An 18,864-nucleotide genomic window follows, 5' to 3' on the forward strand; every position below is an offset into this window, starting at 1 on the left:
GTTGTTGGTCGAGTTGGCCGGCGGGACGATCCTGGCGCCCCACTTGGTGGTCGAGACCCAGTAGATGCGGGCTGCGGCAGTGCCGTTGGCGACCGTCTTGATGCCGCCGGCGTAGGTGCCTGGGGCAACCCAGACCGTGGTGCCGGCCTTGGTGGCGGCCTTGGCGGCGCGCGCCAGGGTCTTGAACGGTGCGGCCTTGGTGCCGGCNGCTGCCGATCTTGCTGCCGTCGACGTCGAAGCCGATGATGCTGACGTAGCTGCCGCGGTTATCCCAGGCGCTGTTGTTGGTCGAGTTGGCCGGCGGGACGATCCTGGCGCCCCCACTTGGTGGTCGAGACCCAGTAGATGCGGGCCGCGGAGGTGCCGTTGGCGACCGTTTTGATGCCGCCGGCGTAGGTGCCTGGGGCAACCCAGACCGTGGTGCCGGCCTTGGTGGCGGCCTTGGCGGCGCGCGCCAGGGTCTTGAACGGTGCCGCCTTGGTGCCGGCAGCGGTGTCGGAACCGTTCGGCGCGACGTAATAATTGTAGGGGGTTGCTGGAGTTGCGGCCTGCGCAGCGAAGGCTGCGCTCATCAGGGCGACGGCGCCGGCGGCACGGGTCAGGTTAGCGCGGAGGGTCGAAGCGATGGTGACGGTCTTTTGCATCTGAAGGTTCCTTACCTCAATTAAACAATGTAACCATTTGAGCTGTGGAAACTTCCTAAGTTCAACTTTTTTTAGGAAATATTTTCTACGAGTATTAATTTTTTAAAGGAAATTACCTTTTCAAAATCAATGACTTGCTCAGCTACTGAAAAGGGTGCGCACCGATCCGGGCGCGGGGAAATGCCAGCGACGAAGTGCTGACGACATGGAATGACTGGACTGCGTGGGCTGGTTTACCGAGCTGCCGGCCTGTCTGGCGTGGCAGTCGTGACATGCATGCCGCGGCATGCACGGTGAAACGTTCTTAGTACGGTGCTTGCGGCGCCTGGGCGGCCCCGGCGCCCGCTGCAGCGTCTGCCGGTTGGTAGCCGCTCAGGTCGAAGTTGGCGGCGGGAGCGCCACTTGCCGTAGCCGGGTTGGCGGCGACACCGGTGCCGGCGCTGACTGTCGGGGCTGCTACCGGTGCCGCCGGCTCGGGCGCGGCGGCGCCGGTATCGGTCTGGCTGACGGCGACCGGCGCCGGGGCGCCGGCGCTGTTGACAGATGCATGGTTTGGCGCCGCCACATCGGCGGGCGCCGGGTTGGTGGCCCCGGCCACCGGGCTGGCGACGGTATCGGCCGCGAGCACCTGTTGGCCATTCCTGTCGTCGGCGGCGCCGCCACAGGCGCTGAGGAGAACGGCAGCGCCGTACAGCACTGCATGTAGTCGGACGCGAGAAGCAAACGGTGCGCGTGTTTTCATCAGAAGATTCCTCGCCTCAATTAAACAATGTAACCCTTTGAGGGGGAGAAACTTCCTAAGTTCAACTTTTTTGAAGAAACTTTTTCGCGGGGTAATAAATCCGCAAGGAAACCTGCTGAGACGAAATCACATGCAGGCATGATCTGGATCGAATTCGCAGCGCAACCAAAGCCGAGGCTGGATGTCTTAACCATCTGATATCCGACGCCATCAGCGGCTTTCCAACCTTGGATGCCGCCTGCGTCGCCTGCCAATCAACGCGAGGTGATTTCAATGGGCGAGTACATGCAAATCCGGGGACTGTTGCAAGAGGGAGAGGAATATGCCGGCCTCATCCTTGGCAAGGAAGAACCCGACTACCATCTGGTGCTGTTGCCGGGCGAAGCCGCCGACGTCAGCTGGCCGGCCGCGGCCGACTGGGCCGCCGGGCACGACGGTGTCCTGCCGACGCGGCGCGAACTGGCGCTATTGTTCGCCAACCTGCGCGACGCCTTCGAGCGCAACTGGTACTGGTCGAGCGAACCGCACGCCACCCGCGCCCAGCTGGTGTGGGGGCAGAATTTTGCCAGCGGCATCCAGACCATTTATGGCCGCCCCTACCGCGGCCATGCGCGGGCGGTGCGACGGATCAACAGCGCCTGAAGCGGCGCCGTACACGACGGCATCCGACGGCGGCAGCATCGATGCCTGCGGCATTTGCCGGCAGCGGCCGCGATCGACGCGACTGCGGCCGGCTGCGGCTACTGGCTGAGGCTTACGGCTGCGGCACGCTCGAGCGGCCGATCTCCTGCTCCATATTGGCCAGGTACCAGGCGGTGGCGGTCATCAGCGCCACGTGGCGGCGCAGGATGTCCGGGTCGACCTTGTCCAGGGTGTCGGCCGGCGTGTGGTGGTAGTCGAAATAGCTCGACGTGTCGACGATCGGCGCGAAGCTCGGCACGCCTGCGCGTTCCAGACCGGCCAGGTCGCCGGTGGCCAGCACGTCCTGGCGTTGGAACACGTTGGCGCCGATCGGCTGCAGCGCGCTCTGCAGCGGCGCGAACAGCTTGACCGACTGCGGCACCACGCTGGCGCGCAGGCCGAACGGGCGGCCGACGCCGTTGTCGCTTTCGATCGCACCGAAGTGCTTGCCGGCGTTGGCCTGTTCGGCGGCCAGGTAGGCGGCCGCGCCGCGCTGGCCGTTCTCTTCGTTCATCCAGGCGATGAAGCGGATGGTGCGCCGTGGGCGGTAGTCGAGTTTCTTGAGCGTCTCGAGCACGGCCATGGCGCTGGCCACGGCGGCGGCATCGTCGTGCGCGCCCGGCGACAAATCCCAGGAATCGAGGTGGCCCGAGACGATGACGATCTCGTCCGGCTTCTCGGTGCCGGGCAGGTCGGCGATCACGTTGAAGCTGTCGGCGTCCGGCAGGTTCCTGGGCGTGAGCACCAGTTTCATTTTCATGGGGCCACGCTTGGCCAGGCGCGCCATCAGCATCGAATCCTCCGCCGTCACCGCGGCGGCCGGGATGCGGGTGCGCTCGTCCATGCCCGACGAACCGGTATGCGGCAGGCGATAGGCCGCGCCGCCGACCGAACGCACCAGCGCCGCCACCGCGCCGAGCTCGGCCGCCATGCGCGGGCCGTTGCGGCGGTAAGCCGAGCCCTGGCCGTAGGCGTGGCCGGCCAGGCCGCGGTCGGCCATGTGCTGGTCGAACGCCACGTCGAACAGGACAATCTTGCCCTTCACTTCGGCGGCGCGGGTTTTCAGTTCCTCGAAGCTGTTCAGCACCAACACCGGCGCCACCAGGCCCTGCTCCGGCGTTGCGCCCGAGCCGCCCAGCGCGGCCAGCACCACGCGCTGGGTCACGCCTTGCGGACGGCCGGTGTAGTCGACCAGTTCGCCGGTCTCGAGGCCACGCACCCAGTGCGGCACCTTGACCGGCTGCAGCGTGACCTTGGCGCCGAGTTTGCGCATCGCATCCGCCACCTGCGTCACCGCCGCCGCCGCGCCGGGCGAACCGGACAGGCGTGGACCGACCAGGTCGGTCAAGTCTTCGGTGCGATGCCAGGCGTAGTCGCTGCCCATCGCCGTATCGCGGATCTTGGCCAGCGCCGCCGGGTCGTTGCCGGGGGTGGCGGCATGGGCCGAGCCGCCGATCAGAGCGGCGGCGAGGGCGAGCGAGGTCAGGACGGGAAAGCGGCGAATGCGGCGGTTCATGCTAAGAATCCTTTGCTGATTGGAAAGAATTCAGACAATAGCGCATTCGGCAACTTTTCGCCGCTGTTTTTTTGGCGTGTTTACATCTGGAAGAAGGCGCCGTACCCGCCACCTCTTCAGGCCGGCACCAGCCGCACCAGCGTGATCTCGGACGGCGCCCCGAAGCGTTTCGGCGGGCCCCAGTAGCCGGTGCCGCGGCTGGTGTACACCCACATGTCGCGCACCCGGTTCAGGCCGGCGACGAAGGGCTGCTGCAACGGCACGAACAGGTTCCATGGGAAGAACTGGCCGCCATGGGTGTGACCGGATAGCTGCAGGTCGAAGCCGGCCGCGGCGGCATCAAGCGCGCTGCGCGGCTGGTGCGCCAGCAGCACACGCACGTCGACGTCCCGCGGCGCTCCGGCCGCCGCGCGCCGCGGGTCGCTTTTATGGGTCGGGTTGAACTGGTGCGCGCTGTAGTCGGCCACGCCGGCGATCATCAGGGAGGCCGCGCCGCGCCGGCGCAGCACGTGCTGGTTCAGCAGCACGGTCACGCCCAGGCGGCGCACCTCGGCAATCCACTCTTCGGCGCCCGAATAGTATTCGTGGTTGCCGGTGACGAAGAACACGCCGTCGCTGGCGCGCAGTCGCGCCAGCGGCTCGGTATGGGTGCTCAGGCGCTGCACGCTGCCGTCGACCAGGTCGCCGGTGATGGCGATGGCGTCGGCGCCCAGCTTGTTGACCTTGTTGACGACCGCGTCCAGGAACGGACGCTTGATGGTCGGCCCGACGTGGATGTCGGAGATCTGCGCGATCGCGTAGCCGTGCAGTTCCGGCGGCAGGTCGCGGATCGGCACGTTCACCTTGACCACCCGCGCCAGCCGCCGCGCATTGACGAAGCCGACTACCGTCACGCCCAGCGCTACCAGTGGCGCCGCCACCGCGCTGCCGTGGCTGATGGCCGGCGTCAGCGCGCCCACGGCCAGCAACACCAGCAGCACCATGTCACGGACCAGCGTCGTCACCAACAGTGACGAGAAGAAGCCCATCGACAGCAGGCCGAGCCAGGCGACCAGGTGCGACCAGCGGCGCCGCCGCAGCGAAGCCGACATCAGGCCGACCGGCACCAGCACGCCGAGCAGCATCAGCCCGAGGACGCCGAGCACGTTGCCCGCCAGGCCGAGGGCGAGGTCGGGGAGGATCCGCATGCCGATATACACCAGCAGCAGGACCAGCAGGGACAGGATGACGACGAAGCTTCGGTTGGCGCGCATGCGAAGTGGGTATGAAAACCGGAATAAACAGTGCTTGAGGCTAGATGGGGCGCATGCCCGAGGCTGCAAGCCCAGTTGTTACAATGATGCCGCCCAATGTTACAGAGCGGGACGCAACTGTAAAAAACTGTATTAACGAATGGCATACAAGCACCCGGGGACTATAGTAGGTTCATGCCCGGTGTCGCAGCATCATTCCGATCTGCTCCGGGGATAAAGGAAAAAGCCATGTTGACATCGAAAACCCTTGGTGCTGTGCTTCTGGCGGCCGCTGCCGTTTCGCCGGCGGCAATGGCCGACGATCGTGGTGCAGGCACGGCGCTCGGCGCAGTGCTGGGCGCGGCCATCGGCCACAGCGCCGGCGGCACCGGCGGCGCCATCGCCGGCGGCGTGATCGGCGCAGCGGTCGGCAACTCGATCGCCCGCCACGACGACCGCCGCGATTATGGCCACCGCGGGCACGGTGGCTACCGCGGCGGGTACTACCAGCAGGCGCCGGTGTACGTGCAGCCGCGCCCGGTCTACGTCGAACCGCGTCCGGTCTACGTGCAGCCGCGTCCCGTGTACGTCGAGCAGCGCCCGGTCTATGTACAGCCGCGGCCGGTGTACGTGCAACCGCGTCCGGTCTACATCGAGCGTGGCCGCGGCCACTGGGACCGGGGCGACCGCTGGGACCGTGGCGACCGCCACTGGGATCGCGGCCACCGCTGATCCACCCTCCATCAACGCAGCCGCGCATCAGCGCGGCTTTTTTTCGTCCGTGCTTTTCTTCTCCCCCCGCTAGTCCCCGGCATCGGCGCCCGGCGCCACGTCGAGGGACACCATGTACAAGGAAGGTGACGTCATTTCGCTGGCCGGCGGCCAGTACCGCTTGCGCGAGGCGCTGGCCGGCTCGGCCTACGGCGTGGTGTGGCGCGCCGACGCGCTGCAGGCCACCGGCAGTGTCGCCGTCAAGCTGGTCAACCTGGAACAGATGCGCCGTGCGCCCCAGGGCCTGCGCGAGCGCTGGCTGGCCAGCGCCGCCAACGAGATCGCCTTCCTGCGCGCGCTGGCGCCGTGGGACGGGCGCCACATCGTGCGCCTGCTCGACAGCGGCAGCCACCTCGGCATGCCGGCAATGGCGCTGGAACTGCTCGACGGCGACCTGGCCGCCCACCTCGCCGCCGAGCAGGCGGCCGGCCGCACGCTCGCCCCGCGCCAGGCGCTCGAGTGGGCGGGCCAGGTCAACCAGGCGCTGGCCAAGGTGCATGCCGGCGGCTGGCGCTATCTCGACCTCAAACCCGGCAACCTGCTGCTGGATCACGCCAACAACATCCTGAAGCTGGCCGACTTCGGCACCAACCGGAGCCTGAGCGACCTGCGCGCCCACACCTACGCCGGCACCGCCAACTGGCAGGCGCCGGAACAGTTCTTCCCCGGCGGCGACGGCTATGCCACCGAAGCGCGCACCGACTATTTCGCGCTCGGCGCCCTGCTCTATTACCTTGTCAGCGGCGCCCTGCTGCGCTACAGCGCCGCCTGCGGCCAGGCCTGGCAGGTGCACGGCCGCGCAGCGCCGGATGCGCTGCTGGCCGACGGCGGCGCGCGCCCGGCCGTGCTGCAGCAGGACGAAGCGCAGCTGTTCGCCACCCGCCTCGGCTCCGCCGGCGGCGCCGGCCTAGCGCTGCTGCGCCGCCTGCTGGCCGACCGCCCCGCCGACCGTCCCCGGCACGCCCTCGAGATCAGCCGCATGTTGCAGGAAGCGACGCGCGCGCTGGACACGCAAACCCACTGGCTCGACATGCGGAGTGCAGCATGAAGCGTCTGTCGCCTGCATCCCTGTTCGCCGCCGCACTGCTGGCCATGCTATGCGCGCTGCAGCTGCTGGCCATCCTGCGCACCGCGCCGGCCTGGCTGCCGTCCGAGCTCGCGATCGCGCTGCAACCCGGCGAATCATTGGTGCTCGGCCGCCAGGAATTGTCCGCGCCACGCGCCGCCCCGCGCCAGCTGCTGCTGCAACGCGATGCATCGGGCGCCTGGCTGCTGCGTAACAGCGAGCCGGCGCAGCCGGTGGTGCTGCGGCAGGGAGAAGCACGCCTGCGCAGCAGCGAACTGGCGCTGCAGGCCGGCCAGGTGCTGCGCCTTGGCGCCGCCTCGTTCACCGTGCGCGAAGCCGCCGACGGCCGCGTCACGCTGGACGATGGCGCCCACCGCTGGACCTACGACGGCGCCGCCGTCCTGCGCGACGGCGGGATGCAGGACGCCTGCCCCGACACGGCGCTGTCCGCGCGCCTGGTTGCCGGCTGGAACCGCTTGGCGCCGCAATCCTTGTCCCTGGCCCGTCCGCTCGTCATCGGCGGCCACCTGATGTGCGGCAATCGCATCGCCGCCGCCGCGATCGAGCCGGGCCAGGCCGCCCTGCTGCGCCTGGACGACGGCCGCATCGCCCTGTCGGCGCGCGGCGCTCAGCCGGTGCTGGTCGGCGCCAATGGCGTCTGGCAGGACGTGGCGCGGCGCGACCTTTCCCTGGCCGGCGCCGACGGTTTCGCACTGGGCCGCACCGCCTTCGCCATCGAAACCGCCGGCGACACGCTGCGCCTGCGGCCGTCCGGCCAGGTGGCGTTGTCGCCCGCGCCGGATACCAACGCGCCGGCGGCGCTGACGCGCACCTGGCGTGAACGCGCCATGTGGACGCTACCGTCGCCATCTCCGCTGGCCTGGGGCGTGGCGCTAGCCGTGCTGCTGGCGGGCGGCCTGGCCGCGCTGCCGCTGATCCGCCGCGCCGGCCGTGGCGCCGACCGCATGGCGGCGCGCACCGGCCTGGCGCGCGTGGCCGCCGCCGCGCACCTGGCGGCAGCGGCGATGCTGGTCCTGGTCAGCCAACGCAGCATCGGCGCGCCCGGCGCCGGCATCTCGCTGCTGCTGGCCTGGGGCGCGCTCTGGCTGGCCCTGTGCTGGCAACGGCGTGCCTCGCTGCTGCCGCTGGCCGCGGTGCTGCTGCTCGGCGCCGGCCTGCTGGTCCAGCTCGAGATGGGCTTGGGCGCAAGCGACAGTGGCTGGCTGCGCCACTTCCAGAACAGCGCCGCCCTGCTGGCGCTGGCCCTGCCCGGCGCATTGCTGCTATTGGCCGGGGTGGCGCGCGGCGCCGTCTCGCGCCCGGTCACCGAGCGCGTGCTGCTGGTGCTGGCCGCGATCGCCCTGTGCGGCCTGCTACTGCAGGTGTGCTTCGGCGGCGAGACCGGTGTGTTCGATATCCAGCCGTTCGAGTTCGCCAAGTTCGCGCTGGCCGCATTGAGCGCCCACTGCCTGGCGCTGGCCGCCGGGGGCGCCGCCCACGAACGACGTGACTGGCGTTTCTGGCTGCGCATGGCGGCGCCGGTGCTGCTGTTCGTGTTCCTGCTGGCCGCCGCGCTGGTGCGGGTCGACGATTATTCGCCACTGGTGCTGCTGCTGGTATGGAGCGGCGCGATGCTGCTTGCCTGGTGCGCCACCGGCGGACGCCGTGCGGCGCTGCTGTCGCTGGCCTGCGCCGTGTGCCTGCTGGCGGCCGGCAGCGCCGTGATCCGCAGCGGCGGCGAAGTGCTCGGCAGCCTGGGCTTCTATCCCGAACGCTTCCAGGTGTGGAGCGACCCGACCGTGCACCCGCATACCGGCCAGCAGATGCTGCTCGGCGCGCGCGCCATTAGCCAAGGCGGCTGGCTGGGGGCCGACGGCCTGCTCGGCATCGCCGCGCTGGGCGGGGCCGCCGGCGAAGCGCTGGCGATCCCGGCGATCCAGGACGACTTTGCGCCCTCGTTCCTGCTGCACCGCCACGGCCTGCTCGGCGGCCTGGCGCTGTGGACGCTGCAGGCGCTGTTCCTGGTGGCGCTGCTGCGCGTGGCGACTGCATCCTGGCGCCAGGCGGCCGGCGTGAGCGACTTCCGGCGCGCCTGGCTGGGCCGTTTCCAGTGCTTCCTGCTGGCCGGCGGCGCGGCATTCGTGGCCGGCCACCTGCTGCTGTCCTGGGGGACGAACCTGGCCATGTTCCCGATCATGGGCCAGCCGATGAGTTTCCTGTCGTCGGGCGGCTCGCACCTGGTGTTTTTCATCTGCCCCCTGCTAGCGTTCGGCATGGCGAGCGCCCAAACCCACGAGGAGAATCCATCATGCCGGTCTATGTCCAACACGAAGTCCTAGGCAAGGTCCAGGACGTGTTCAATGCCGACGCGCTGTGGCAGGCGCCCGGCCTGTCGCTGTTCGCGCGCCGCCCGCTGCTGCGCGATCTGCTCGAACGCTCGCCGCGCGAGCAGCGCGGACGCGCCGCCACCCGCTGCTTCTCGCACGTGACATTGACCTTGCCGCAGGACGAACTGGACGACGACCGCCACCTGACCCGCGGCGCGCGCGTGCGCGACCTGGCGCAGTCGCTGGCGGCGCTGCACCAGAAGGATTTCGGCGACCTGCTGGGCGGCGACGAAGTGCGCTACCACGTGCTGGGCAGCGACGACATGGAACCGGGTGAGGTCAAGGTCAAGTTCGGCCACGCGGTATACCTGCCGGCGCCGGGCGAACAGGTGCAGTACACGGTGACGGCCTCGCGCGACAGCGCAATCTGGCAGCCGGTGTGCGCGATCTATCCCAACCAGCGCCTGACCCTGGTCGGCCTGGACGCCTTCGGCGCCACCTTCGCCGTGCCCGGCTGGCCGTTCGGCCCCGAGGGCGGCCTGCTGCTGGTGAACGACGGTCCGGACGCGCCGCTCGAACTGCAGGTGCGCCCGAAAGACAGCTTCGAATGCCGGCTCGACGCCGCCAACGGTTATTACGTTTTGCGCGGCAAGGGCGCCAGCGCCCAGCGCCTGCTGCTGAAAATCGAGCGGGCAGGCACACTGCGCGCGCCGGTCGCCGCGGCATCCGCGGCAAGCCCCGCGGCGGTGCGCAGCGCAGCCCCGCAGCGCAGCCCCGCCGTGTGGAAGGCGCGCACCGTGACGCCGCCGGCGCCGGACATGACCGCCATGCCGCTCGCCGTGCCGCAGGCCGCCGCCGCCCCGGCGCCGGTCGCCGTTGCCGAAGACGCGACCTACGCCCCGGTCGCGCGCCACCGCATCGCGCTCGCCGCCCTGGCCCTTCCGCGCCTCTCGCGCTACCGCGACACCGGCGCCCAAGCGCTGGAGATCGGCCTGGACGCGCGCCTGCAGCCGAACGCGCCGGGCCAGGACAACGTGATCCGCTTCGCCGTCGACGACGCCGACGAACTGCATGCCATCACGGCCGCCGGCCGCCAGCGCATCGCGGTGCCGTCGCAGTTCGCGCCGATCGAGAACGCCAGCATCCGCCTGCTCGCCGCACCCGCCCAGCTGGCCGACCGCTACAGCGCCCTGCTGGTGCTGCCCGAAGGCCCGTCCGAAGCCGCGCTGGCCGGCACGCGCCTGGCGTTCGGGCGCGGCATGCCGGCCCTGCAGGCCCTGCGCGTGCTCGACACCCCGGCCTACCTGCGCCAGGGGGACGGCAGCGCCGCCGCCAGCGCCGACCGCCTCGGCCTGTCGCGCAACGCCTTCGGCTGGGAAGCATCGAGCGACGGCCTGCGCGTGACGCGCCAGTCGCCGACCCAGGCGCTGTACCACCTCGACGAGCAGCTGGCCTTGGTGGCGCAGATCGAGCACGCCGGCGACGACGCGCCCTACCTGATCCCGCCCGGCCACCACCTGGTGGCGGGCCACTACGTGCTGCGCTTCGACGCCTGAGCACCGCATGCCGTCCCTTCTTCAACTCGCCGCCTTTGGCGCCGGCCTGCTGCTGACACTATGCGCCTGCGCCCGGCTGACGCCGCGTGCCTGGTGGCGCCGGCCGAATGCGCGCGCCGCCGGCTTGCTGGCCGGCGGCACGCTGGCGGTCGGCGCTGCCTTGCTGGCCCTGTTCGCGCCGCCGCATGCCGGGACGATGGCGACGGACGAACCGGTACTGGCGGCGGCCGATGCGCCGGTCGCCGGCGCCCGCTACCGCGTCCACGCCGCCCTTAACCTGCGCGCCGCCGGCGGCGTCGATGCCGAGCGCCTGCTGGTGGTGCCGGCCGGCAGCCGCCTTACGGCGACCGGCCGCCGCGACGGCGACTGGTGGCAGGTGCGCGGCACCGTGAATGGCGCGGCGGTCGAAGGCTGGGCCAGCAGCCTGTGGCTGCGGCGTGTGGACGAGGGCTAGGCGCAGTTCAGGCCACGAACCGCACCACGCCGCCGTCGACGCGCAAAGCCGCACCGGTCGTTCCCGACGCCTGTTCCGAACAGGTGTAGACGATCAGGTTCGCCACCTCGTCGGTGGTGGTGAAGCGCCGGATCAGCGACGTCGGACGCAGCGTTGCAAGGAATCGCTGCTCGGCCTCGTTTTGCGTGATGCCCTCGGCTTCGGCCTGCTTTGCCATCAGATCGCCCAGGATTTCCGACCGCGTTGGCCCGGGCAGGACGGCGTTGACCGTGACGCCACTTCCTGCGACCGCCTCTGCCAATCCACGTGAGATGGCCAGTTGCGCCGTCTTGGTCATGCCATAGTCCAGCATCTCTTTCGGGATATTTACGGCGGACTCGCTGCTGACGAACACTACCCTGCCCCACCCGCGATCGGCCATGCGCGGCAGGTAATGGCGCGTCAGGCGCACGCCGCTCATCACGTTCAGCTGGAACAGGTTGAGCCAGTCGGCGTCGGGAATGCTGGCGATGTCGCCGATGCCCTTGTAGTCCCGGATGTAGGCAGTGCCCACGTTGTTGACAAGGATATCGGCATCCGGCGCCGATGCGATCAGCGTCGCGGCGCCCTCCGGCGTCGACAGGTCGGCCGCGATACCGCTGATGTCAGTATCCGGGAACGACTGCCGCATTTGCTGCACGGCCGCGTCGACCCGTTCCTTGCCCCGGCCGTTGATGACGACCGAGGCGCCGGCGCGCGCCAGGCCTTCCGCCGTGGCACGGCCGATGCCGGCGGTCGAGCCGGTCACGATCGCCTTGCGGCCCTTGAATTCAATATGCATGGCTTTGTCCTTCCGATGTGAGTGAACGGGACTGCCAAGGCTAAGTCGTTGCCCCGAGCACGGGAAGCGGCCGACCGGCTATAAGATTTATGCAAATACTGAATGGTTCACAAGCACGGCAAAGGACGGCAAAGGACGCCAAGAAGCGGATTGATTTCAGCGCACTGCCACCGTATGCTTGCGCCTGCCATCCCATTTATGCCGCCATCGAATAGTCATGGACCTGATCAGCACCATGCGCTCGTTCGTGCGCGTCCACGAGACGCGCTCGTTCAGCGCCGCCGCCAAAGACCTGAACCTGAGCCAGCCGTCGGTCTCGAAGGCCGTGGCGCTGCTCGAACAGGAGCTGGGCGTGCAGCTGTTCCTGCGCTCGACACGCGGCCTGAGCCCGACCGACGCCGGGCAGACCTTCTACCGGCACGCGCTGCGTACGCTGGACGAAGCCGACCTGGCGATGCAGTCGGTCAGCGGCGCCAACGCGCCCCTGAGCGGCACGCTGCGTGTGAGCGGCACCATCACCTTCATGCGCCAGCACATCATCCCCAGGCTGGCGCCGTTCATGGCGCAGCACCCGCGCCTGTGCATCGACCTGCTGCTCGACGACGGCAATATCGGCCTGGTGGAAGAAGGTGCGGAAGTCGCCCTGCGCATGGGCAAGCTGGCCAGCTCGAGCCTGACCGCGCGCAAGATCGGCCAGTGCCGCCGCATTGTCGTCGCCACCCCGGCCTACCTGCAGCAGCACGGCACGCCCGCTACGCCGGGGGATCTCACCAGTCACGCCGCCATCATCCTGTCGCGTGGCGAGGGTGGCGAACAGGTCACCTTCAGCCGGGACGGCAGCGTGGCCGAGGTCACGCTGCAGCCCCGGCTGCGCATCAGCGCCCTCGAAGGACTGCGCAGCGCGGTGCTGGCCGGCCTCGGGGTGGCGGTCGCCAGCGAATGGATCTTCGACGACGAACTGGCGAGCGGCCAGGTCATCGAAGTCCTGGCCGACTGGCGCATGCCGCCGCTCGACCTGTGGGTGGTGCTGCCGGGCGGCGCGCGCCACGCCAGCCCACAAGCGCGCGCCTTCATCGCGTTCATCGAGGAGCAGCTGGCGGGCACCCGCTACGGCGTGCGCTGAAGCGGGACCCTCAGCCTGCGATCAAGGCCGGCGGCGTGACCTGGCGCGGCAGCGCCATTCCCCGTTCATGCAGGTAGATGGCGAGGTCGAGCGAATTGTCGGCCACGTCGAAATGCGTGACCAGGCCGTCCTTCAGGCGCAGCATCAGCGTCTCGACCGAGGTGCCGCCAACGCCAGTCGGTGCGATGCCGAAGAATGGCGCGCCGTCGTGCTGCCAGTGCAGGTTGATGGTCAACAGCGCGCGCTCGCCCGCGACGTAGTGGTCGATCAGGTCGACCCGCGGACGGAACGCGGCGATGAACGCCCCGATCCACGCCTTGAGCGCGTCGCGCCCGACCACGTCGCGCCCGGCCGGGCTGTTGATCACGACATCGGGATGGAAGATCGCATCCCACCGATCGAGCCGGTCATGCGCGAAACCTTCGTAGATGGCCAGCGTGAGGCTGGTGTCGGAAGTGGACATGTCGATACTCCTCGTGCGTGGTGTTCAATCGAAGGTGAGGCCGATCGAGTCGGTGAACGCGTCCATCCGCTCGTCCAGGTCGCGCTTGCTGTCGGCCCATTCCGGCACCGTCTCCAGCAGCCGCTGCTGCCAGGCCCACAGGTGCGGGAACTCGGCAAACGGCGCCCTGGTGCGCGCCACCTGGGAAAACGGCGCCGCGATGTCGATGTCGGCCAGCGTCAGTGCATCGCCGACGATGAAGCGGCGTCCTGCCAGGTGGGCGTCGAGGGCCGCGGCTGCGGCGCGCATGTTCTTGAGCAGCAGCGCGACGATCGCCGGATCTTCGGCCTGCCCCATCGCGCGCCCCGCCACGCGCTCGTTGAACAGCAGGGTCGCGAACACGCGCCATTGTTCGCCGGACCAGAACATCCATTGCAGGACTTCGTAGCGTTCGCGCGCGCTTCGCCCCAGCAGCGGCGAACCGGCCCGTTCGGCGAGGTAGAGATTGATGGCCGAGGCTTCCCAGATGATGGTGTCGCCGTCCTGCAGGACCGGCGTCAGCCCGTGGGGGTTGAGCTTCAGGAATTCGGGCGTGTGGCTTTCGCCCTTGAACAGGTCGACGTTGATGCGCTCGAAGTCGATGCCCATGAGGTTGGCGGCAGTGGCGACGCGGCGATAGCTGCCCGAACCGAGGTCGCCGTAGATGTTGATGGTCATGGTATGTGTCAGTTGAAGATATTGAATCGTTGAGAGGATCTTCAGGCTTGCGCGGCGCTGTCGATTCGAAGAAGGACGCCCTGCACAAGCCCGCAGTACGGACGATATGCGCCCGCCCGCCGCAGCAGAAGACCCCTGCCGGGCATGACACTTATTCGGACCGGGAATGGAAACGCGCTAGGCGGTGTCGTCGACGGCGAGGCGCATCGGATTGAAGTACAGGCCCTTCACGCATTGGGTCGGCCCGACGCGCACGAAGCCGAACGACTCGTACACGCTCACCGCATAGTTGGAGGAATTGACGGTGAACACCCCATCCCCGCCGCGCGCGATGGCATCCGCGCGCGCCACTTCCCACAGCCGGCGCGCGATGCCGCGCCGATGATAGTCGCGCGCCACGAACAGGTGGAACAGGTGGCTGTCGTCGCGCACCGCGACGAAGCCGGCCAGTGCGCCGTCGACCAGCGCCACGTGGTAGGCGTGGCCGCGCGTGACGAACTCGCGGATGCCCAGTTCATCGTTCTCGGCCAGGAAGGTGGCGGCGCCTTCGGGCGTGGATTCGTGCACGATGTATTCCCGCGCCAGCATCCGGAGCAAGGCGGCAACGGCCGGAATGTCGGCATTTACCAGCGGTCGGATATCCATGGCGCGTATTGACGTAGATCGAAGGGGAGTGTAAACATACCACAGCGTTTGATTTCTACAAGGCAATTTCCTTGACCTGGAAGACGGCCCCGTCCTACCATGGTTCGACCATGCCCAAAGCCAGCTTCTTCGCGTTTTCGACCACTGCCGCCGCCCCGGCCGGCGCCACGTCCGCCCGCCGCAAGATCCCCCTGACCCAGCCGCTGCGCCACGCGCGCTACCGCCGCATCTGGCTGGCCAACCTGGTGTCGAACCTGGGCACCTGGACCCAGACCTTCGCCGCCGCCTGGCTGGTGGCCTCGCTCTCGAATTCGGCCTCGATCACCTCGCTGGTACAGACCGCGACCTACGTGCCGGTGTTCCTGTTCGCCCTGTTCGCCGGGGTGCTGGCCGACGCCGTGCACCGGCCCAAGTTCCTGTTCTTCTGCAACCTGTTCAATGCCGTGTGCGCCGCCACCATGGCGCTGCTGGTGTGGAGCGGCAAGGTGGCCAGCGGCCCGGTGCTGGCGATTACCTTCTGCCTGGGCGTCGGCACCGCCTTCATCTGGCCGGCCTGGCAGGCCGCCATGTCCGGCCTGGTCGAGCCGGACGAAGTCGAGGCCGCGGCCACGCTGAACAACCTGTCCTATAACCTGTCCGCCATCCTCGGCCCGGCGCTGGGCGGCCTGCTGTTCGGCTGGATCGGGCCGGGCGCGCTGTTCCTGGCCAATGCGCTGTCGTTCGCCGGCCTGCTGCTGGTGTACTGGCGCTGGTGGCAGGAAGGCGCGCCGCAGCCGGTGGCGCGCGCCGCGTTCGGCGAACGCTTCCGTCTGGGCGTGAGCAGCGCGCTCGGCTGCCCGCGCTACCGCCGCATCCTGCGCAATGTGTGCTCGGTGTTCTTCGCCACCATCGCGTTCGCCAGCCTGCTGCCGGTGTTCGTGCGCGACGTGCTGCACATGCGCGCCGGCGTCTACGGCACCCTGATGGGCTGCCTGGGCGGCGGCGCCGTGATCGCCGCCTTCTTCCTGCCGCAGGTGCGCGCGCGGGTCGACAAGACCGGCGTGCTGGCCGGCGCGCTGCTGGTGTACGGCGCCATGCTGGTCGCCATGCCGCTGACGCGCTCGCTGGCGTTGCTGATGCCGCTGATCGTGTGCGGCGGCATGGCGTGGTCGGCCACGGTGTCGACGCTGAACGCGGCGGCCCAGCTGTCATTCCCGGTCGAGGTGCGGGCGCGCACCCTGTCGATCTACCTGTTCGTGATGTCGGGCGGCTACGTGGCCGGCAGCGTGTTCTGGGGCCAGGTGGCTGAAGCCTGGGGCGTGAAGGCGGCCTTCGCGGCGGCCGGGGCCTGCGTCATGCTCAATGCGCTGGTGCTGCTCGGCGGCGGGCGCAAGCATCCGATCTAGGCGGCGCGCCGGGACGTTCGGTGTACAGTAGCGCCAACGCCAACACCATGCCGACAATGTCCCGCACGCTCACCGATTTCAGTTTTGCCCCGTACTTCGACGTCGCCGTCGCCAGCCGCATCGGCGTCGACGCGCCCGGCGTCGCCACCCGCGCCGAGAACCAGGACAATTTCGTCGTCATCGACTTCGACGGCCATGCCTGCCTGCTGCGCGACCAGCAGCCTCAGCACGTGAGGCTGCCCCACTGGCCAAGCGGCCACGGCCGATTGGCGGTGCTGGACGGCATGGGCGGCCACGGGCACGGGCGCGAAGCGGCGCAAGCGCTGGCGGCGGCGCTGCTCGAGATGCCGCCGTGCGATTCGCTCGACGAACTGGGCAGCCGGCTCGACGCCATCCACGCCGACCTGCAGGCGCGTTTCGCGGCGGACAAGTCCGGCATTGCCCGCCCCGGCACCACGTTGAGCCTGCTGGAACTGCGCCCGCACGGCGCACCGCTGCTGTACCACGTGGGCGATTCTCGCCTGTACCGGCTGACGCGCGAGCGCGCCACGCCCCTGACCGTCGACCATGTGCCGGCCACCGTCGCCGCCCTGGCCGGACGGCTGGACGAGGCCGGCTGGCGGGCCCAGGTCTACGGACGTCATGCGCCGCAGATCGCCCAGGCCTTCATCCTCGGCAATGCCTTCGCCGATCCGGCGCGCCTGTCCGACCCGCTGTTCGCGCTCACGCCGGCCAATCTGCCGTCCTGGCTGGCCAGCCTGCCCGACCGGCGCCTGCTTCCGGTCGAGGCCGGCAATGCCTATCTGCTGGCGACCGATGGGTTCTGGTCCTGCTTCGAGCCCGAGCCGGTGCTGGCGCGCTGGCCCGCGCTGCTGCACGACGCGCCCGATGCCGCAACGCTGGTCGAACGCCTGTTTGCGCTATTCGACGCCGATCCGCCGCTCGGGCTGCAGCCGGATAACCTGACCGCACTGGTGCTGCGCCCGCTGCCGCGTCACGCCGACGAGACTGCATTGCCGCTCGACGCCGAGCCGTGATGCGCTAAATAATGCATTTCGGAAAAATAATGTTGTTAATCAACGAAGTCGGTGCGCCACCGATGGGCAAAACAGGCTAAGCTTCTGCTGTCGCCCATCCCTCTTCCTTACTTGTCGCATTGACATGAACCGCTGCCGCAATCCCGAGCATCCGCACTGCACCGTCTGGGTCATGCCCGGCGACGCCGTGTGCGAGCACGGCCATGCGCAGCCGGAAGCGGTTTCGGCCGAGGGCGAACGTGTCCCGGCTGCGGCTGGCGCCCCGCTGCCGACCAGCTATGAAGCGGTCAAGGCCGTGCGCACCCGGCGCGACACCGTCATCGGTCCGCTGGCGGCGACCTTGCAACCGGGCCTGCAACGCCCGCAACTGCACATCAGCGGCTTCGACCCGCGCGCCGCCGGCGGCCGCCAGGCGATCCGTCTCGAACTGCGCGGCATGCCGATGGATTGCGCGTCCGAAGTGCGGATGCTGGTGCGCTCCTCGCTCAAGCTCAGCGGTGGCGCCAGCTACGTGTTCCAGCGCACCACGCGCGGCGAATGGCGTCCGCTGTTCCTCGAATTTTCCTCGCGCGGCGTCGAGCACGGCCAGCACCGCATCGAGATCGAACTGCACAGCCGCCACCCGGCTGCCGGCAGCAATGCCCGCACCTGGATCTGCTCCCCCGTGATCCTGGTGCCGCGCCACGACGCCGGCCTGGCCGAGATCCACCAGACCTTCCTCGCCACCCACAAGAACGTGCGCGTGACGGCCGACGACGCCGGCATCGCCCGGGTGCATGCGCCGGGCGGCGGCCGCATCGACATCGACGTGAGCGCGCGCAACGGGTCGATCGCTCACCTGAACCTGGACCATGACAGCGGCGGCAGCGGCAAGATCGACCTCGGCATGTCGACCATCGCCTGGGACGAAGACCTGATCGAGATCGACCTGCCGCACGCGGCCGGCGAACATCCCTGCCCCGCCAGCAGCGCCTGCCTGGTGCACGCCGAGGCCGATTCCGCCACCCAGCGCCACGTGCGCCTGTTCGCGCTCGACGAGTGCGTGCTGGGCCGCTTCGAAGCGATCGAACCGGACGCCGACCTGCTGCTGGCGCACCACGGCGAGGCCGGCGAAGAACGCGGCGGCCTGACGCGCCGCCTGTCCGGACGCCACGCCGTGATCCGGCGCGGCCGCGCCGGTTTCGAGATCGAAGACGTATCGCGCTACGGCCTGCTGCTCGACGGCGTGTGGCCGGGCAAGCACCTGCCGGTGCCCCTGCGCGCCGGGATGCGCATCGAGTTCACGGCCAGCATCAAGGGCATCGTCACGCTCGAAGTCACCGCCCTGCTGCCGCACGCGGTGGTGCTGCACCGGCTGGATGCCGGCGCGCGCGCCGAATGCTTCTACCTGATGGCGCCGGACTGCGCGCCGAACGGACGCGACGTGGCCCGCGCGAACATCATGCCGCGCGCGGCTGCGCTGCCGGTGCTGTTCCATCGCGACGGCGGTTTCTGGCAGCTGGACCGTGCCAGCGGCCAGGAACAGCCGCTCACGTCGGGCGCCGGACCGGCGCGCATGGCGCTGCCAGGCCTGGGCGCCAGCGTGCGCTTCACGCCGGATGCCTACCCGGAGACGCGCGTCAGCCGGCGCCGCCCGGGCGAGCGTCGCTCCCACCTGCCGGCGGCCTTGCTCGACGCTTGAGCGCAACCGCCTTGCGGGCTAGGGT

General features: G+C 69.3%; 19 protein-coding genes. 10 read left to right on the forward strand and 9 right to left on the reverse strand.

The features are described 5' to 3' along the window. The 3 genes from QPK27_RS23610 to QPK27_RS23620 all read right to left on the reverse strand — a co-directional run. Positions 1-324 (reverse strand): DUF1565 domain-containing protein (locus QPK27_RS23610; protein WP_290420617.1); only part of this gene is annotated, 324 nt, incomplete at its 3' end. Further along, on the reverse strand, positions 267-644 hold the full coding sequence (locus QPK27_RS23615; RefSeq protein WP_290420618.1) for a DUF1565 domain-containing protein: 378 nt from the start codon (positions 642-644) through the stop codon (positions 267-269). The genes QPK27_RS23610 and QPK27_RS23615, both read right to left, overlap by 58 nt. A 304-nt stretch (positions 645-948) precedes the next feature. Then, entirely contained in the window at positions 949-1,386 is a 438-nt protein-coding gene (locus QPK27_RS23620) for a hypothetical protein (protein ID WP_290420619.1), read from the reverse strand. Between the two features lie 285 nt (positions 1,387-1,671). On the opposite strand from QPK27_RS23620, the gene QPK27_RS23625 reads away from it, so the two are divergent. Then, positions 1,672-2,028 (forward strand): DUF1566 domain-containing protein, encoded by a 357-nt coding sequence (locus QPK27_RS23625; RefSeq protein ID WP_290420620.1) that lies wholly within the window; start codon positions 1,672-1,674, stop codon positions 2,026-2,028. Between the two features lie 112 nt (positions 2,029-2,140). On the opposite strand, the gene QPK27_RS23630 is transcribed toward QPK27_RS23625, so the two are convergent. Together QPK27_RS23630 and QPK27_RS23635 are read right to left on the reverse strand one after the other, a co-directional pair. Next, positions 2,141-3,583, reverse strand: coding sequence for a M20/M25/M40 family metallo-hydrolase (locus tag QPK27_RS23630; protein ID WP_290420621.1), 1,443 nt, complete (start codon positions 3,581-3,583; stop codon positions 2,141-2,143). A gap of 116 nt (positions 3,584-3,699) precedes the next feature. After that, positions 3,700-4,836, reverse strand: coding sequence for a metallophosphoesterase (locus tag QPK27_RS23635; protein ID WP_290420622.1), 1,137 nt, complete (start codon positions 4,834-4,836; stop codon positions 3,700-3,702). A 228-nt stretch (positions 4,837-5,064) separates the two neighbouring features. Here QPK27_RS23635 and QPK27_RS23640 point away from each other — a divergent pair, with 228 nt between their 5' ends. From QPK27_RS23640 to QPK27_RS23660, 5 genes are all read left to right on the forward strand, one after another. Beyond that, entirely contained in the window at positions 5,065-5,547 is a 483-nt protein-coding gene (locus QPK27_RS23640) for a PXPV repeat protein (RefSeq protein WP_290420623.1), read from the forward strand. Between the two features lie 112 nt (positions 5,548-5,659). Next, a complete protein-coding gene (locus tag QPK27_RS23645) occupies positions 5,660-6,634 on the forward strand; it encodes a protein kinase (protein ID WP_290420624.1) in 975 nt (324 codons plus the stop codon). Next, positions 6,631-8,991 (forward strand): FtsW/RodA/SpoVE family cell cycle protein, encoded by a 2,361-nt coding sequence (locus tag QPK27_RS23650; protein ID WP_290420625.1) that lies wholly within the window; start codon positions 6,631-6,633, stop codon positions 8,989-8,991. The genes QPK27_RS23645 and QPK27_RS23650 overlap by 4 nt, the downstream gene beginning before the upstream one ends. Beyond that, positions 8,961-10,535 (forward strand): hypothetical protein, encoded by a 1,575-nt coding sequence (locus QPK27_RS23655; protein ID WP_290420626.1) that lies wholly within the window; start codon positions 8,961-8,963, stop codon positions 10,533-10,535. Before QPK27_RS23650 ends, QPK27_RS23655 begins: the two co-directional genes overlap by 31 nt. Positions 10,536-10,542: 7 nt before the next feature. Next, a complete protein-coding gene (locus QPK27_RS23660; RefSeq protein ID WP_290420627.1) occupies positions 10,543-10,989 on the forward strand; it encodes an SH3 domain-containing protein in 447 nt (148 codons plus the stop codon). 7 nt (positions 10,990-10,996) lie between these two features. On the opposite strand, the gene QPK27_RS23665 is transcribed toward QPK27_RS23660, so the two are convergent. Continuing rightward, on the reverse strand, positions 10,997-11,809 hold the full coding sequence (locus QPK27_RS23665) for an SDR family NAD(P)-dependent oxidoreductase (RefSeq protein WP_290420628.1): 813 nt from the start codon (positions 11,807-11,809) through the stop codon (positions 10,997-10,999). Between the two features lie 217 nt (positions 11,810-12,026). On the opposite strand from QPK27_RS23665, the gene QPK27_RS23670 reads away from it, so the two are divergent. Continuing rightward, on the forward strand, positions 12,027-12,932 hold the full coding sequence (locus QPK27_RS23670; protein WP_290420629.1) for a LysR family transcriptional regulator: 906 nt from the start codon (positions 12,027-12,029) through the stop codon (positions 12,930-12,932). Between the two features lie 10 nt (positions 12,933-12,942). Here the strand turns inward: QPK27_RS23670 and QPK27_RS23675 are convergent, their stop codons facing one another. The 3 genes from QPK27_RS23675 to QPK27_RS23685 all read right to left on the reverse strand — a co-directional run bounded on the left by QPK27_RS23675 (position 12,943) and on the right by QPK27_RS23685 (position 14,736). Beyond that, positions 12,943-13,395, reverse strand: a complete 453-nt coding sequence (locus QPK27_RS23675) for a nuclear transport factor 2 family protein (protein WP_290420630.1) — start codon at positions 13,393-13,395, stop codon at positions 12,943-12,945. A 24-nt stretch (positions 13,396-13,419) separates the two neighbouring features. Beyond that, positions 13,420-14,091: a glutathione S-transferase family protein gene (locus tag QPK27_RS23680; RefSeq protein WP_290420631.1), complete on the reverse strand. Its 672-nt coding sequence runs from the start codon at positions 14,089-14,091 to the stop codon at positions 13,420-13,422. Between the two features lie 177 nt (positions 14,092-14,268). Continuing rightward, positions 14,269-14,736 (reverse strand): GNAT family N-acetyltransferase, encoded by a 468-nt coding sequence (locus QPK27_RS23685; RefSeq protein WP_290420632.1) that lies wholly within the window; start codon positions 14,734-14,736, stop codon positions 14,269-14,271. A 71-nt stretch (positions 14,737-14,807) separates the two neighbouring features. On the opposite strand from QPK27_RS23685, the gene QPK27_RS23690 reads away from it, so the two are divergent. From QPK27_RS23690 to QPK27_RS23700, 3 genes are all read left to right on the forward strand, one after another. Continuing rightward, the gene (locus QPK27_RS23690) at positions 14,808-16,121 is read left to right on the forward strand and encodes an MFS transporter (RefSeq protein ID WP_290420633.1); all 1,314 of its coding nucleotides are present in this window, start codon (positions 14,808-14,810) and stop codon (positions 16,119-16,121) included. A 47-nt stretch (positions 16,122-16,168) separates the two neighbouring features. Then, entirely contained in the window at positions 16,169-17,158 is a 990-nt protein-coding gene (locus tag QPK27_RS23695) for a PP2C family serine/threonine-protein phosphatase (protein WP_290420634.1), read from the forward strand. A gap of 124 nt (positions 17,159-17,282) precedes the next feature. Further along, positions 17,283-18,839, forward strand: coding sequence for an FHA domain-containing protein (locus QPK27_RS23700; RefSeq protein WP_290420635.1), 1,557 nt, complete (start codon positions 17,283-17,285; stop codon positions 18,837-18,839). The last annotated feature ends 25 nt before the right edge of the window (positions 18,840-18,864 follow it).

It is taken from the genome of Massilia sp. YIM B02443 (assembly GCF_030411955.1).
In the GTDB taxonomy this organism is placed as follows: Bacteria; Pseudomonadota; Gammaproteobacteria; order Burkholderiales; family Burkholderiaceae_D; genus Telluria.